Here is a 17,066-nt window from a genome sequence, read left to right on the forward strand (position 1 = left end):
CGGCGCTTCTCGATTTCGGCGAGGCGGTGATTGAGCGCCTCGATCAGCAGCGCGCGGCGCTTCGGGTTGTCGAGCAGATCGTCCTGCAGATACGGATTGCGGCGCACGACCCAGATGTCGCCGAGCAACGCATGCAGAATTCGCAAAGACTGCCCTAGTCCCGGTTCGATGCGCAAGCGAACGAGTGCGTCCCACACGGCCTCACTCAGGAGGCGAATCACGATCTCACGATCAGAAAAAGACGTGTAGTTGTACGGGATGTCTCGATACCTTGCTTTCGCGTCGACGGGCATTCTCGTGTCAGCGCACAGGCGCGCCGCGGGCACATGGACATTCATCGGGTTGAGCCAATATAGGTTTCCGGGTGCGCATGGCCTGTTCTTTTTGCCGGGTTCAATCGACGCAAGCGCATTGATTCGGATTACGCAAGAAAGGTGGTACGAATCAGATCCAGCGCAGTCTTGAGCATCATCAGTGTCGCGCCCCCGATGAACGGCGGCGCGATGATCGCCGTAGCCCCCAGGAACAGGCGGCCCGCGATTGGCAGATCGGGTTTCTTCCAGGCGATGTACACGCCAGCGGGCGGAAGAAACAGGATCGAGAGTACATAGCTGCGATAGGTAAAACCGTGCTTCGCAACGAACGCCTTGATCTTGTCCTTGAACGACATTGCCATGCCCCTTTCAGATCAGACCGAGACGGCTGACTTTTGCAACCGCCTGAGCCCGGTTCGAGACTTTCAGCTTTTCATAGACATTGGTCAGGTGGAACTTCACGGTCCGCTCCGAGACACACAGAATCTTGCCGATCTCCCAGGCGGTTTTCCCTTCGATGACCCACTTGATGACGTCCCGCTCTTTCCTGGTCAACCGGATGCCGCTCAGATCGAGCGAAGGATTGGCGACCGTTTCGCCGAGGTTGAAACCGGCATCGGACTGATCCACTTCCATGATTTTCATCGCCAGAGTTGCATGCAGATGCATCGCGATGAAGCTGACCAGTAACGCGAGATGCACCGTGACATCCGCGCATTCGAGCTGCAGCACCGTGCCGACATCTTCCGCGCTCGACACGCTGGAACGCACGCAGGCCGCGACGCCCTCGCCGCCGCGCATATGGGACGCGACGTCATCGGTAATATGACCGAGTTCGTTGAATTCGCCACGGCAATCCTGCCATTGAAAAGCATGGTCGAGCGGATTCGATATCGTGAAACAGTTCAGGTATTGCTCAAGATCGACAGCGGGGCCGCACAATGTACGGCCAGGAGAGCAATCTGCCTGATCAGTGCGCACGCCATATCGATATACCAGGCCATGCGAAATCGCCGTACTCTTGCGCTCATGCAAGATCACGCATCGGTCGAATTCAACCACCTCCCTGACTTTCTCCGTAAATCGGTCGAGCTGATCGGCCAGATCCGTCGGTCGAAGGATTTCGCTAATGATGCATGAAAGTGTTTTCAATTGATCGGTGCATTGAAGGCAAATCAAGTCACCACCTCCGGAAATTATCGTTCCGCTCCGTGTTTGTCATGATGGACCCATCCCCTCCTGTGCCGCTATCGGCGATCACTGGATCTATCGACTCATTGGAAACAGCGTCATTCTCTCGCTTTCCGCTACGACGCTGTGCAAGAGGAGGTCTTGCTGGAGACGGCACAGTATCAATCCTTACAATGACAGAACTATGTATATTGGGTCTTTCACGACGCTTCACCAATTCAGTTTGAATAAAAAAATATATCGATTATTCCACTATATGCTTTATGGATACGGTTTTCCCACTCATGACTGCGAGAAATACCGAAAAATCGAATGACTGTTCAAAAATCGGAATAGATTTCGCAATGATTACATTGAGACCGGTAATTTCGCGACGTTCATCACACGTGTAGCACAAGACAAACGAATATCTTCTTCTTATTTTTTAAATTTATTTGCCGATTCAAATAACGTGCCAGAAATCCCCTATTCAGTATCATGAAACGCGCAACGCCATCTCATTACACGTTAAATTTAATGTGCGAACCAGCAACGAATTAAGCACATATTCATATAGCGAAAATCGTTGCGACTTTGGGCCCGGTAATTACCATGCAACTCCGCCGCACGCGTCACATCGTTCAGACACTGGTGGTCAGATTGCGTGGCGATGCGCTACCGCCCGGTGGCAATTGCCGCTCGTTACCGGCAGGACGGGCCAAATAGCCGGTCGCGTAAAAGTAGTCGAAATAGACGCGCAACCAGTCGTTGGTCGGCCTGATTCCCTCACTGAGTACATCGCCCGCGAGTTGCCGCAAATGAGCGATTGCGATAGGAAGCTGGCGCCCCACGGATGGATCGGCGACCGGATTCAACTTCCTGAGAACCGGAATCAGCATCGTCAACGGATGAGTCTGATCGCGCCGTACGTGAGCGGTCAATGCCTCAAGCCAGGATTCGTAATCCATACGTTCGATGGCGAAGCCCTCGCCCTCGATGAAATCGACCAACGCATCCATCGAATTCCATTGCGGGTTGACGACATGAATGGCCTTGCCATGCACAGCTGGATGCATCGATGTCCTGACGATGAGACGGCTCACGACATCGACAGGCAGCATGTTGTCGAACCCCGTATCGCGCGGTGCCTTGCCGAACAACACGATGCCCTTGATGAGACGGCAGAACAGGTCATCCACATTCATCCGGCCGGAACGTGAATGCCCAACGATACGCGATGGTCGATAGACCGAGACAGGTAAGCCCCTTTGTGCGGCAATGGCAAGCATCTGCTCGGCCACCCACTTGCTTTGTTCATAGCCACTAGTCAGCCTGTCGTGCAATGGAACCGCCAGGACCTCGGGAATCGTCTCGGCGAAACGGTTCAACGTGCCGACTGTCGACACGTAGTGCACCGGCTTCGTCTTGTGCAGGCTGGCAAGACGCAGGACGTCCTGGGTTGCCATCACGTTGACCTGTTTAAGTGAACTGTACGGGTAAACGAAATTGACGAGTGCGCCGTTGTGATAGATCGCGTCGATATCACTCGCCAGATTCGAGAACACCTGATCGGACATGCCGAGGCGCGGCAACGCCAGGTCCCCCGGCACGGCAACGATACGCGACGTCCATGATTCGTTCCATATTCCGTGCCCTTTGAGCGCATCGACGATTCTGCGATGTCCCGACGCGGCGTCGGCCGCACGCACGACGCAATGCACGTCGGCCTGTGTGTCTTGTAGCAGTTCCTCTAGCAGATGAACGCCAAGGAAACCCGTCGCTCCGGTAAGCAGCACTTGCTGATAGGGGCAAGGACGATACGTACTCGCGAGCACGATGTCTTCGTCCAACCTGGCGTCCGCAGACAGATCGATTCCTGCTCGCCCGGTTTCCCCGCCTCCGTTCAGAATCACCGCGGCGAGTCCTGCGATGGTGGGTCTGGCCAGTAGTGTTTCCATATCGATCTTGCAGCCCAGCTTTTCCTCGATCTGGTAAAGCATCACCGTCGCTTGCAACGAGTCACCGCCAAGATCGAAGTAACTGTCCTCAACGCCAATCCTGTCGCTCTTCAGCAACGCGGACCAGATGTCGAATATCGCGGTTTCGACAGCATTGCGCGGTGCCTGCTGATCCTTGCTGACAAGCGGCGTGATCTCGCCGCGCAACAGGGACAGACGATCAAGCCCGCCCTCGCTGCGAGGCAATCTGTCGAGTTCGACGAATTCCGCAACACCAAGCCCATACAACTCACTCGCCTCACGTATACGTTCGGCATGGCCGTCAGCCCGCGCGCCGTCGTTCACGCTATAGAAGACGCTGTACTCCCAATCGCCCATGTCTGAAACACGCTCGACGATGGCCGCCTCCGACACGCCAGCGCGAGCCGCCAGTTCGCTTTCGCGTTTCACCCATTGTCCGGTCAACGTGTCGAGCGCGGCCTCGGCATTCGGCAGTTCGGTATGGCACGCCGCATCGGTCATCCATGCACGCAGTGCGGTGCGCAGTCGAATGCCATCGCGTGTCGCAATCCATGCATGGCGGTCCGGCTTGCCGTTGCTCAGCAGCAGATCGGGGACGGTGTCCCCCGCGATCGTCAGCCGACCTTGTGCGTCGATGGCGGCACGGTGCAACCGGTTGTCGAGCACTTCGACCGTCGCGCCGGCAGCAGGCACACCGGCATCGGTCGACCACCGATACCCCGAGTCGTCCTCTGCGTGTGCTATCAACGTCGAATGAACCAGCGAGTGTGCGGGCCAGCGTAGTTCGCGCATCAGCCGTGCCTTCGGTGCCAGTGCCTGAAGACGATGCGCATCGCGCCGCGTAAGCCCACATGCATCGACGATCCAGTAATCGGACTCGATCGTGCCCGCCGGGAGCACTGCAGCCGCCCGGCCAATGGATCGCGTATGCGTCGCGCTCAACGCGACGCTGTGCCAATGCCTGCCCGACGATGCCAGCGTTCCGATGAACGCCTCTTCTCTCGCGCATGTGACGTAATGCAGCGAGAGGCCCGCGCACAGGCCAGCCAGCCCTGTCCAGATCGTCGAATGGGCGAGTGGGGAATCGCACAATGCCATGTCGAACGCGGCTTGCACGGGATACGTCCGCTCAAACGATTGCGCTGCGCGGAACAACTGCGACTGGCGGTAGCGCGTCAGCCTCCATGCACCCGTATCGATCCTGACGAGCAACGCGCAGGCGCCGCACGCCGGGTTGGCTGTGGCAGGCCCAGACAGGACGTCGGGTTGATCCCGGCGATGGCCGAACGCAGGATCACGCTCATCGAACACGTTGCACTGCATGCCCTGGATTGACTCGGATCGCACGGTACTCACGCAGCCACGCACCGGTTCCGGCCCCCACGCAGATTCCGCCGCCGACACCAGCGCATCGACATCCGATTCCTGATCGGGAACGATGCATTCGATTCCATAGGCAAGACCCGATAACAGCATCACCAGACCCGCCACCGGCTCATTGCTCCGGATCAGAACGCGGTCGCCGGGAAGATAACCGAGCCCCTGCCATTGCCACATCGCGCGCACGATCCGCGAGCGCAGTGCCGCGTAACTCAGACTGGCCGACAGAGTCAATGTCGAACTGCGTGTGCACCTGATTGCCGATGCGGAAAAGGCCAGCCGGTCGGGCGTGCTGTCGGCGTGCCGCATCACCATGGCGAGCAGCGTTTCCGCGCCAGCGGGCATCTCCGCTGCCGGATCACGCCGCGGCGCGGTTTGCAGATGCAGATCGCCAACACGTTGATGCCTGGCCAGTACCATCGTTTCGAGGAGAGAGCGATACTGATCGGCCATCCGTGCGATCGCGGGGCCGTCGAAGCGCGCGGTATCGTAGGTCAGCTGGAACGTCAGCGGCTCTTGCGGCAACACGATCAGCGCGAGCGGATAGCTGGTTTCCTCGACCGCGCGCAGGTCCTCGACAGCCAGCCCGCAAGCGGCGACCATCGCCCTGAAAGCATCCTGACCGGGATAGTTCTCGAAGACATACAATGATTCGAACAGCGCGCGCCGCTCAGTGAGTTCGCTACATTGCAGCACGTCGGTCAGCGACCCATACGCATAGCGCTCGGCACGTTGCGTATCGGACTGGATTCGCCGAAGCCACTCCATCGTATCGAGTTCATCATCGAGCCGCACCCGCACGGGCAACGTGTTGATGAACAGACCGGCAGTTTTTTCCACGCCGTCTATCTCGGTCGAACGGCCCGACATCACCATGCCGTAGACGACATCATCGCTATCGCCATAAAGTCCCAGTAGAGCCGACCATGTGCCCTGGCACAGCGTGTTCAAGGTCAGACGGTTGGCGCGGCACAGCTTCGTCGCGACCGATGTCCAGTCGGCCGGCATCGCCGAAGTGATGCTTGCAAGGCGTCGCCTGCCGTCGTTTGCGGGCGCTATACGGGGCGCCATCGACGCCGCAAAACGCAACGGCGCGCGAAACCCCTTCAACGTCTCCTTCCAGTATTCGCGCGCCTGCGCCGCGTCCTGCCCGCGATGCCACGCCACGTAGTGCCGGAAGTCCGTCGACAAAGCGGGCAGTATGGTGTTCGGTTGCGCGTAAAACTGGAAGACTTCGTCGAGAAGAATCGGCATGGACCAGCCATCGAGAATCGCATGATGGTAGGTCCACAGAAAGCGAAACCCGTCGTGTCCCTGCGTCACGACAGTAAGCCGCATCAGCGGCGCCACGCTCCAGTCGAATCCCCTTCTTCGATCTTCCGCCAGCAGCGTGTCGAAACATCGTTGCTGCTCTTCAGGATTCCGGCCGCTCCAGTTCAGTGTCTCGAACGGCAACATCACGGTCCTTCTCACGACCTGCATGGGCTTTTCTTCGTTCAGTCGAATGAATAGCGTCTTCAGGACATCGTGACGATGAGTGACGGTCTCCCATGCGTGCCTGAAGCGCTCAATGTCGAGCGGGCCCTTGAGTACGCACGAGAACTGCTCGACATACACGCCCGATTCGGGATCGAGCCGCGAATGGTGCAGCATGCCGCGTTGCAGCGGCGTGAGGTAATAAATTGTATCGACGTTTTTGCTCATCGTGGATTCCTGCGTTCGGCATGCTTTCCCATGCCGCGCGCCGGGACGTTTGGCAACGGTGACCGGGATGAATCGCCGCCCTTCCTGTTAGCGCTCGAGCGCTTCGATCTCGTCCAGCAGTTCGTCCAGCCCGTCCTGGTTCACATCGAGCTGCGGCACATCGGACGGCGTCAGCCCGCCTGCACCTTCGGTACAGCAATGTCGAATCAGCATGGTCAATGCATCGCTAACCCTGCACATCAGGCAGCCGATGCTCTCGTCGATGCCGGGTGCGCCGTGAAAGCCGGATTCGATCGTGAGCCGGCCATCAGCGATATAGGCGGTCACGTCGAGCAGATGCGTACGGCGTTGCCGCGCGCTTCGGATGCCAGGCGCCGGCTTGAGCACTTCGCCATAAAATGCCGACGATCCGGCGATCTGATCCAGTTGACCAAGATAGGTGAACAGTATCGGTGAGTTCGGCAACGAAGCCAGCAATGCCTCGTCCGTACCCTGAGACTCGGACCGCGGGGCTTCGAGATAGCGCAGCGCCCCAAAGCTCGCGCCTTTGCGTGGAATCTGCCGCAGCCGCTCCTTGACGTGCTTGATGAGGCGGCCGGGATCGTCATATGGCGTCGCCTCGATGAACACCGGATAGATCGATGTGAACCAGCCGATGCTGCGGCTCAGATCGACGACATCGGCCAATGCGTCGCGCCCGTGTCCTTCCAGATCGACGAGCAGCGCATCGCTGCCGCTCCACGAACGAAAGCCCGCGTGCAAGGCGGCGATCAGCAGATCGTTGGCATCCGTACCATAGGCCTGATGGGCGGTCGTGCGGAACGCTTCCGTCAGTTCAGCGTCGAGCGTGGCGGTACAGCCTCCCGACGGCTCGTTATACGTGTGATGCACGATAGGCGCGAGACCATGACGCATCAGCGTGACTCTGGCGGGTCCCGCCAGCGCGCCGCGCACATGAGTCACGAAGCGCTGCCAGTACTGGCGATCGCTGTCCAGCACGGCACCTTTGACGAGCGCGTCCCACTGCTCGACCCACGCTTTGGTCGAACTCGTCTTCAAAGGCAGTTTCACCGCCGACTGCGCGCGCAACTGCAGGTAAATATCGCCGATATCCTGCAGCAGGATATTCCACGACACGCCGTCGATGGCGAGATGGTGTACGACGATCAGAAGGCGGCTCGCCGTCAGCGTTGCACTCTCGAGCCAGCGCACGCTCAACAGTCGGCCGCGTTCGATGTCGAGTCCCGCCTGGGCGTCGGCGATCGCCTGACTCCAGATTTCCGCACAGGGCTCGCCCTCGTTCGTCGTACACGACACGATGGCCCAATCGGGCGAGTGCGCAGGGTCATCGTCGGGGACGAACACCTGACGCCAGCCGCCTTCGCGCTCTTCGAAACGCGAGCGCAGCACGTCATGATGACGCACTACGAGCCGCAGCGCCTCCTGCATGATGGTAGGGTCCGGCGCCTCGCGCAGAGAGAGGAGCAGCGCCTGATTGAAATGTGACCGGTCCACGTCAACCTTGTCGAAGAACCATTGCGACGCGGGCCCCGGCATGACCTCACCCGTAACGCTCCCTTGCTCCGCCAGGATGCCGGGCACGGCGCTCACCACCCTCGCAAGACCGGCGATCGTCGTCTGCTCGAAGATATCCTTCGGCTTCAGATACATCCCTTCGAGCGACGCCTTCGAGACGATCACGGCCGCCAGAATCGAATCGCCGCCGAGCACGAAGAAGTCGTCGTCGATACTCACCGACGACTTGCCGAGTACTTCACACCAGATCGCCGCGAGTTTGCGTTCGATGTCGGTAGCCGCGGCGCGGTTCGCCGTAAGCGTGCGCTGCGGCGGTGGCAGCCGGCTGACATCGAGTGCGCCGTCGCGATCGAGGGGTAGCGCCTCCAGCATCACGAACGCTTCGGGATGAGTGTAGTCGGGCAGCCCCCTCTTCAAGCTGCCGCGCAGCGCACTTTCAAGCTCACCACGCACGTCATCGTCGATGGGCACCACATACGCCGTGAGCATGATCGCGTCGTCCGACTCGACCACGTGACAGACTGCTTCGCGCACTCCCTGCTGCGATGCGATGAAGCGCTCGACATCTCCGATGGCGAATGGCGCCAGCCGGTGCGTGACTACACGCCCGGACGGGTCGGCGCATACCATGTGTCCAGCGCGCCACGTGACCGTCAAGGACGTCGGGACGATGCCGGTATGCGCCAGCAGGTGTGAGAGATCGTCGTCTGTCGCGACTGAGGACCGCAGCGCGCATACCTCGCGGCTGACCAGACATAGGCGTCCGCGCTGCCGCTCGTCGGCGAGGTCCATGAACGGACCGAGTGCGACCGGCACATGAAAGGCGCCTTGTAACGACGCCAGTTGCCATTCGTCGCGAACCGGGGCGAACGCGACGGGTCCCTTCCAGGCGTCGCAATCGCACACCGGCGCAAAATACCGTGCCTTAGGTGCCGATTGGCACCGAGCCACCCATTCGAGCGTATGTGGATGATTGCCGTACGCGATTAACGCGTTCACACTCGCACGACTGTCGATGGTAAGTGACGGCAGCAGGAGCGCCGGAAACGCGAGCGCTGAAATACGGTCGTGTGCGATCAATTCGCTCAATTCCAGACGCGCCCATTCGGCTCGATCATCGCTGTCGCCGACAAGCGCGCCGATCGACACGCTTTCGGACACGCGAGCCCACCCACCCCGGCGTACGGCCCCGACCATGATCGATAGCGCGAACTGCACGGGCATGCCACGAAGCACCAGTGCGCGGCTTTGTTCGTCCATCTGAAGAAGCTGGCTCATTCCGTCGATGAAAGCGCCGACGCGGGCGGCTTCATACACGCCGCGAGCTTCGACACGCGACTGCGGCTTGACTACGTCGAGCTCATACGGATTCCAATCCGACCATCCATCGCTCGCACTGCGGCAGATTGCCTCGAAGCGCATGTGCAACGCATCGGCATCATGAGGCGACCCATCCGGCAAATGGCACGAGGCCCCTACCTCGAGCACGGCGAGCAAAGCGGCGGCAAGCTCGGCGATACTGCGCAATTGCAGGGAAACCGTACTGCCCGCTCCAATACCAAGCGTCTGCAGCCGCGACCGTACGGCATGTACCGCTTCGGATAGCTCAGCATAGGTGATCGCACGCCGGTCGAACCGCCAGGCGATCTGTTCACCTTTGCGCGATGCGTGGGTAAAGAACGACCCACATTGAAGCGACGGCGGTTTCGCCAACACGTGTGCATCCGCGATGCGCCAGCACGCCGCGTCGCGCACGGGCGGTGCCGTCATCCGGTAGTCGACAGTCCGACGCGCCGGGTCGGCGAGAATCTGCTCGACGAGACGGGCATACTGGCTCGCGAAGCGATCGATCGTCTCGTGATCGAACAGATCGGTGTTGAACGTCCACGCGGCAACGTACTCCGTGCCCATGTCCTGGACGTTCAGCGTCAGGTCGTGCGTCGCGCCGCGCGTACCTGTGCTGGATGCAGCGAGCAGTTCGCGGTAGAACGGCGCCTGGTCCCGCCGCCCGGTGTTCGCCTCGTTGCGTGCCTGGTTCCAGTTGTACATCACCTGATAGACAGGGGACCGGCTCGGATCGCGTGGCGGCCGCAACGTTTCGACCAGTAGCGGAAACGGATAGTCCTGGTGATCGAGCACGCGTAGCATCATCTCGCGCGTACGTTTGACCAGATCGCCAAACGAGTCGTCGGGGCGAACCTCGCAGGCGAGGACCACCGTGTTGACAAAATGGCCGAGCACGCTTTCGCTGCCGGGCGCGCTGCGGCCCGACGTCGGTGCGCCGATCATCAGGCGCGACTGTCCCGTGTGCAGGAACAGGAACAATTGATACACGGCAAGCAGCAGCATATAGGGCGTGACGTGCAGGCTGCGCGCGGTTTCCCTGATTTGCCTCGATACCTCCACGCTCAACGCAACGCTATGCACGCGGCCATGCTCGGTTTTGAGCGGGGTCCGGATGCGATCGGTCGCGAGATTCAGCACCGGCAGCTCGCCTTGCAGCTCGCGTTGCCAGAATCCGGCAAGCGCAGCGCCTTCATCGCCCTGCAGACGGTCGGTCTCGTGCTGCACGCAGTCCTTGTATTGCAACGCAAGGCGCGGCAGTTTCAGCGGCTGCTCCGCCGCCGGCTGCGCAATCGCCATCTGGTACAGCGTGTGCAGTTCACGGATGAGAATCTCGAGCGACCAGAAATCCGCCGCGATATGGTGGACGTTGAGCAGCAGCACGTACCGGATCGACTGCACGTCCGCGTTCGCGTCGCCATGCTCGTTGACGAGCAGCTTCATGCGGATCGGCGACACGGACAGATCGAACGGCAAGTTTGCCTCCTGGTCGATCCAGCGATGGATCGCCATGGTATCGGCGTCGAATACACGGTCGATCATGAACCGCGTGCCCGGCGCAGCGCTTACCTGCTGACGCGGTTGTCCGTCGCTCACCCGATAGACGGTACGCAGAATCGGATGCCGGGCAATCAGATAGTCGATGCAGCGTTGCAGGATCGGCAGATCGACGGCGTCATCGAGCCGCGTCGCGTACGTCACGTTATACGCGGCGCTGCCGGGATCGAGCTGATGCAACGACCACAGTGACTTCTGTGCATACGAGAGCGGGTAGCTACCCGCCGTTCCGGCGAACTGTTCGAGCAACGCAATCAGCGTCGCCTTGTGCTGTTTGAGTTCGGCGAGCAGTCCGGGCGTGACGGCGTCTCTCGGCGCCTTGTATTGCAGCTTGCCGTCCTGCGTCCATAGCTCGATGCCGCGACCGGCGAGTTCGTTGATGAAGTCGATCGAACTCATAGTTCGCCACCCTCCATTTCCACGCCAAAGGTCACTTCGCCCGATACGATATCGAGACCATCGGCCGCGGCCCGCCGCACGCGTGGCGCTTCCGGCGCGGGCGAGCCGCCGCTCATCGTGCCGATGATCGTGCGCACGATGTCGTTGAGCGTCGCGCCTTCCAGCAGCCGTCCGAACGGAATGTCGACACCGAGTTCATTGCGCAGCGCGTTACGGAATTCCGCCGCCATCAGCGAGTCGAGGCCGAGTTCGATCAACGCGATTCCAGGACTGACACGATCGCGCGCGACCTGCAACGTAGCCGCGATTTCGCCAATCAGGTGATCGCGCAACGCCGCTTCACGGTCCCCCTCGGGCAACCCTGCCAGCCGTTGAGCGAGGCTCGATGTGCCCGCCGCCGGCACTGCAGCATGGGACGGAGCATCCGCGATTTCCTTCAGTAGCGGACGCAGCGAACGGCTCGTACTACGCTTGAGCAAGGTGTCGACATCGACGCTCCAGATCTGGCTCTGGCCCTGGCGCTCGGCCATCAGCGCGTCGAGTGCCTGGAGCGCCGCGTCGGGGTCCAGCGCCTTGAGACCATAGGCTTCGATGCGCCGTAACTGCTGCGCGTCGAGTTGTTCGGCCATGCCTTTGCCGCCCCATAGCCCCCAGTTCATCACATGGCCCGACAGGCCCTCTTCGTTGCGTCCGAGACTCAGCGCATCGAGATACGCATTGGCGGCAGCGTAGGCGCATTGCCCCGGCGATCCGATACACGACACGATCGACGAGAACGACACGAAGTGATGCACAGAAAGATGGGCCGTCGCCCGATGCAGGTTTTGCGTGCCTGCGATTTTCGGCGTCAGCACTTTCATGACCGACGACATCGGCTGTGTTAATAGCAAGCCGTCTTCGAGCGCGCCGGCTGCGTGCAGGATGCCCTTGAGCGGACGAGCGGCGTCCGCTTCGATGGACTTGATCAGTTCCTCCACGTCCGCTGACGACGCGATATCCGCCGTCCGGAATTCGAGCGTCGCATCGCGCGTCTGCGCCAATTTGGCCAGCCGGCCGCGCTCCGCCTCGGCGGGCAATTGCCTGCTCACCGAGATGATCTTCGGCATCCCCTTCGCGATCAGCCATTCGATCAACCGTGTGCCAATCGCTCCACGTCCGCCCGTCACAAGCCAGGCACCGCGGGCAAGCGGTTTCATGGCCGGCGCGTTGCGCCGCACGAGACGCGGGACGAAGACCTCGTGGCCGCGCACGGCGAACTGCGTTTCGCCTGTACTGGCCGACTCGCTGATCACCGACAGCATCGCCTCGCACGATGCGGCATCCGCACCGGGCAAATCGGCGACGAGCACGCGGATGTCGCCGCTTTCGTGCATCAGACTGCGCGCCACGCCCCATGCCGCCGCCTGGGCCGGCACGACGAGCCGGTCGTGCCCCTGGATGCATTGAGCCGACTTCGTGACGAGGCACACCGTCAACGGGCGGCCCGCCCAGTCGGTGGCCTGCACCGCGCGCCAGAAATTCGCGAAACGGCGATACGCACCGGCAACCTGATCCAGTTCCTCCTCGCTCGTCGGCGTGTTCGCCGTGTCCTGGTCCGCTGACCCGTGTGGCCAGACATACAGGATGACGACGGGAGCGGGCGAACCCGCGCTCGATACGCCCTCGGAAAACGCCTTGCGAAAGCGCCGCACGGATTCGTCGTCGCCATCGGACGCGTCGGCGGACTGCCGCACGACGTGGCAATCCGCATCGACGGCGCGTAGTTGTGCGGCAATCTCATCGTCGAGCGTCTCAGCGCCGCCGACCAGCAGACAGGCCGGCAATGACAACGGGCGCGCGCGTTCAACCGCCATTGGCCGCCATGCAAGGCTATAAAGGCTCGCCTGTGAAGGCGCCGTGTTGAACTTGCGCGAATCGACGGCAATCAGTTGCAGATGCGCGATCGACGCGACGCATTGCCCCGCATCGTCGTAGAGCCAGAGGTCCGCGCTGATCAGATGACGGCGCGACTTGACGCGCACCGCGCACCAGACGGCACGCGTATCGGGTATCGGCTGACAGGCGATGCGATTGATGCCGATTGGCACATACGCGGACTTGAGCCCGGCGTCCCACAGCGAAGCCGCCACGGTCTGAAAGCAACTGTCGAGCAAGGCGGGATGGATCGAGCGCGCCGCTTTACACGCATGCGATGCATCGAGTTCGATGCGGGCCAGCGCGGCATCGTCGCCGCGCCACAGGCCGCGGATCGACCGGAAGGCGCCGTCATAGGCGAGCCCGGAACCGCGCAGCCGCTCATAGAACCGGTCCACAGGCAACACGTCCGCGCAATCGTGCTGGAATGCCGGGAGCGACGGTGTGTCGTGGTCGGCCCGTGCACTGTCCGCGACCGCCGGCAGCCAGGCCGAACAATGGTTGACCCAGTGTGGCTCCAGGTCGGCATCGATATCGTTCCGCGCGAAGATTTCGAGCTGCGCGCGCGCTGCCTTCACTGCGCCCCTCACGTTTTCCGCCGCGTGCACGACCGTGCCCAGCAGAACCGGCCGCTGACGTTCGAGCACCAGCGGATTGTCGAATGACAACTCCTGCACATGGAGCCACGGCGCCGGCGTCCCGTCGGCATCGCTGCCGGCCATGCCGCGCCGCGCCGCGTCGAGCACGATCTCGATGAACCCTGCGGCCGGAAAGACGAAACCGCCATGTACGACGTGTCCTTCAAGGAAAGGCAGATCGCTGACCGCAAGCCGATTCTCATAGCGCCGTCCATCGAGCGCCGGCAGCAACAATTGCTGACCGAGCAGGCTGTTGGGCGCCTGCGTCACCGCCGCGCGCGCGCTGCTCAATGGCCTCGCGCGATCCGCCGCCTGCCGCGAGCCGATCCAGTAGCTGCCCGACTCCAGTGGATAAGGCGGCAACGCAATCCGGCGCGGCCCGATACTCTGCGCACGCGAGCATTCGAAGGCGGCCCAATCGACACGCCGCCCCGCGGTGTACACGTGTCCGAGCGCACCGAGCAACTGCTCGCATTCGACCTCCGCATCGCCGAAACTTTGCAGCGCGCTGACCGCGCGTGCGTTTCCCTGCGCAGCACAACAGGCCTTGGCGAGACGGGTGAGCGTCTTGCCGGGTCCGATCTCGATGAAGGTCTGAACGCCATCGGCCGACAGCGTGCCGACCCCCTGGCGGAAATTCACCGTCGCGCGCACATGCTCGACCCAATACGCCGGATCGCAGTAGCGCTCAGCCTCGAAGATGCCCGACACGTTGGACACGATGCGGATACGCGGCGGCCGATAGTCGATCGAGGCTGTGATCTCGCCGAACGCGTCGAGCATCGGTTCCATCAGCGGCGAATGGAAAGCGCGCGAGATGATGAGCGCGCGTGTCGGAATGCCGTCGCGTTCGAGTTGCCGCGAGAGTTCGTCAATACCAGCGGGATCGCCCGAGACGACCACGCTGCTCGGCCCGTTGTCGGCCGCGATCTCGACGCGGCCCGTGAAAGCGCCCAGATAGCCGGCCAGCCTGGCAGCCGGTGTCAGCACGGCCAGCATCTTTCCGGGCGGCGTCATCGTCTCCATCAAATGACCGCGCACCACGACGAGCCGGCAGGCATCCGCGAGCGAAAACACGCCCGCGAGACAGGCTGCCGCGTACTCGCCGACACTATGGCCCATCAGCACGTCCGGCACGATCCCCCAATCCATCCACAGACGCGCCAGCGCCATCTCGACCGCGAACATCGCCGGCTGCGTATAGCGGGTTTCGTGAATCAACGTCTGCCTGTCGCCCCACAACACGTCGATCAGCGAGTGTTCGCCGAGCGCCTCGAAATGAGCGTCACATTCGTCGAGTACTTCGCGAAAGAGTGGGAACGTCTGATAGAGCTGCCGCGCCATGCCCGCGTACTGCGCGCCCTGCCCGGTGAACAGAAAGGCCAGCTTGCCGGGTTCGTCCGTTTGCGCGGAGCGTTCGATGACGCTTGCGTGTTCGGCCTTCGCCAATGCGTCGAGCAGTTGCTCGCGGGTGCCGGCGACGAGCGCGATACGATGCCGTTGCGTGTCGCGCCCGGCTCGCAGCGAGTGAGCGAAGTCGCCCGGCTCGACGGACGGATTCGCGCGCAGATAGGCGGTGCAACCGGCAACGGCACGAGACAACGTGTCGGACGTATGCGCCGAGATCGGAAAAATCTCCGGACACCCAGGCAACTGCTGTGCGAACGTGGCGATGCCGGGATCACGCGGGGCCGTGGCCTCGTCCGCCTCATCGTCTCGCCAGGCTTCGATGATCAGATGCGCATTGGTGCCGCTCATGCCAAACGAGCTGATCGCCGCGACACGTTTGCCCGGACGGCTCGACGGCCATACCATGTGCTGCGTGACGACCTTGATGCCGTTGCTTTGCCAGTCGACATGCGGCGTCGGCGTGTCCATGTGAAGATGCTTCGGAATCTCGCCCTTCTGCAGCGAACAGATCACCTTCATCAGCCCCGACACGGAAGCGGCTGCTTCGAGGTGCCCCATGTTCGTCTTGATGCTGCCGACGTAGAGGTCCTGCTTGCGGTTCGCATCGCGGCAATAGATATCCTGCAATGCGCGCAGTTCGATCGGATCGCCGAGCAGCGTGCCCGTGCCATGCGCCTCGACATAATCGACTTCGTCGGGCGCGACACCGGCATGGATCAGCGCGTCGCGGATCACGTCGCGCTGCGCGCGGCCATTCGGCGCCGTCATGCCATTGCTCCGGCCGTCATGATTGACCGCCGAACCGCGAATCACCGCGTGAATCGGCCGCCGCTGCGCACGCGCGTCGGACAGGCGCATCAGTGCGACGATCCCGCAGCCCTCGCCGCGCACATAACCGTTGGCCGCCGCGTCGAAGGTCTTGCAGCGGCCATCCGGCGAGAGCGCCTGAAGCTCGCACAACGCGATCGTCATTTCGGGCGACAGCATCAGGTTGACGCCACCCGCCAGCGCCACGTCGGCTTCGCGGTTGCGCAGACTCTGACAGGCCAGATGTACCGTGACGAGCGACGACGAACAGGCCGTGTCAAGTTGCAGCGTCGGGCCATGAAAGCCGAATAGATATGAAATACGCCCCGCCGCGAACGGACGCGCCGTCCCGAGCGACGTCTGCGCATAGCTGAGATCGGCGTGCGGCACCAGTTCGCTGATTCGCGCATAGTCGTCGAGCGACGAGCCGACGAACACGCCCGTCCTGTAAGCGCCAATCGCCTCGCGTGTGAAACCCGCGTCTTCGATGGCGCGCCACGAGCATTCGAGCAGCAGGCGTTGCTGCGGATCGATATGGCGCGCTTCCCGGCCGGAGATACCGAAGAACTCGGGATCGAAACGGTCGACGTCGTCGATGAAAGCGCCGTGCAGGCTGTAGCTGGTATCGTGCCGGCCGGGGCGCGGGTCGAACAGCGCGTCGGTCCAGCGCTCGGCGGGCACTTCGCTGACGGCATCGGTGCCGGCGGCGAGCACCTCCCATAGCCTGGCAGCCGAGTCGGCACCACCAGGCAGACGGCAACCCATGCCGACCACCGCGATCGGCTCATTGGCCGCTTCGCGGACCTCGTTCAGTTCGCGCCGCAACGCATCGATCTTCAGCAAGGCCTGCTTGACGGGCGTCAGTTTCGCGGCTGTAGGCTCGGTCATGATCGCACTCCCGGAATGGCGTTTCG

6 protein-coding genes are annotated in these 17,066 nt (G+C 61.9%); all 6 read right to left on the reverse strand.

The window, feature by feature from the left end:
* The coding region (locus tag F3J19_RS02105; protein ID WP_345890993.1) for a DUF3683 domain-containing protein at positions 1 to 338 on the reverse strand (338 nt) is incomplete at its 3' end.
* 83 nt (positions 339 to 421) lie between these two features.
* Entirely contained in the window at positions 422 to 676 is a 255-nt protein-coding gene (locus tag F3J19_RS02110; protein WP_240158660.1) for a hypothetical protein, read from the reverse strand.
* 7 nt (positions 677 to 683) lie between these two features.
* Complete coding sequence (locus F3J19_RS02115) at positions 684 to 1,466, reverse strand: LuxR C-terminal-related transcriptional regulator (protein WP_240158661.1); 783 nt, start codon at positions 1,464 to 1,466, stop codon at positions 684 to 686.
* Between the two features lie 659 nt (positions 1,467 to 2,125).
* Complete coding sequence (locus F3J19_RS02120; protein WP_167036982.1) at positions 2,126 to 6,547, reverse strand: thioester reductase domain-containing protein; 4,422 nt, start codon at positions 6,545 to 6,547, stop codon at positions 2,126 to 2,128.
* An 87-nt stretch (positions 6,548 to 6,634) separates the two neighbouring features.
* Positions 6,635 to 11,383 (reverse strand): condensation domain-containing protein, encoded by a 4,749-nt coding sequence (locus F3J19_RS02125; RefSeq protein WP_167036985.1) that lies wholly within the window; start codon positions 11,381 to 11,383, stop codon positions 6,635 to 6,637.
* Positions 11,380 to 17,040, reverse strand: a complete 5,661-nt coding sequence (locus F3J19_RS02130) for a type I polyketide synthase (protein WP_167036988.1) — start codon at positions 17,038 to 17,040, stop codon at positions 11,380 to 11,382. The genes F3J19_RS02125 and F3J19_RS02130 overlap by 4 nt, the downstream gene beginning before the upstream one ends.
* Positions 17,041 to 17,066 lie beyond the last annotated feature (26 nt).

This window comes from Burkholderia sp. Ax-1724 (assembly GCF_011752995.1).
Classification (GTDB): Bacteria; Pseudomonadota; Gammaproteobacteria; order Burkholderiales; family Burkholderiaceae; genus Paraburkholderia.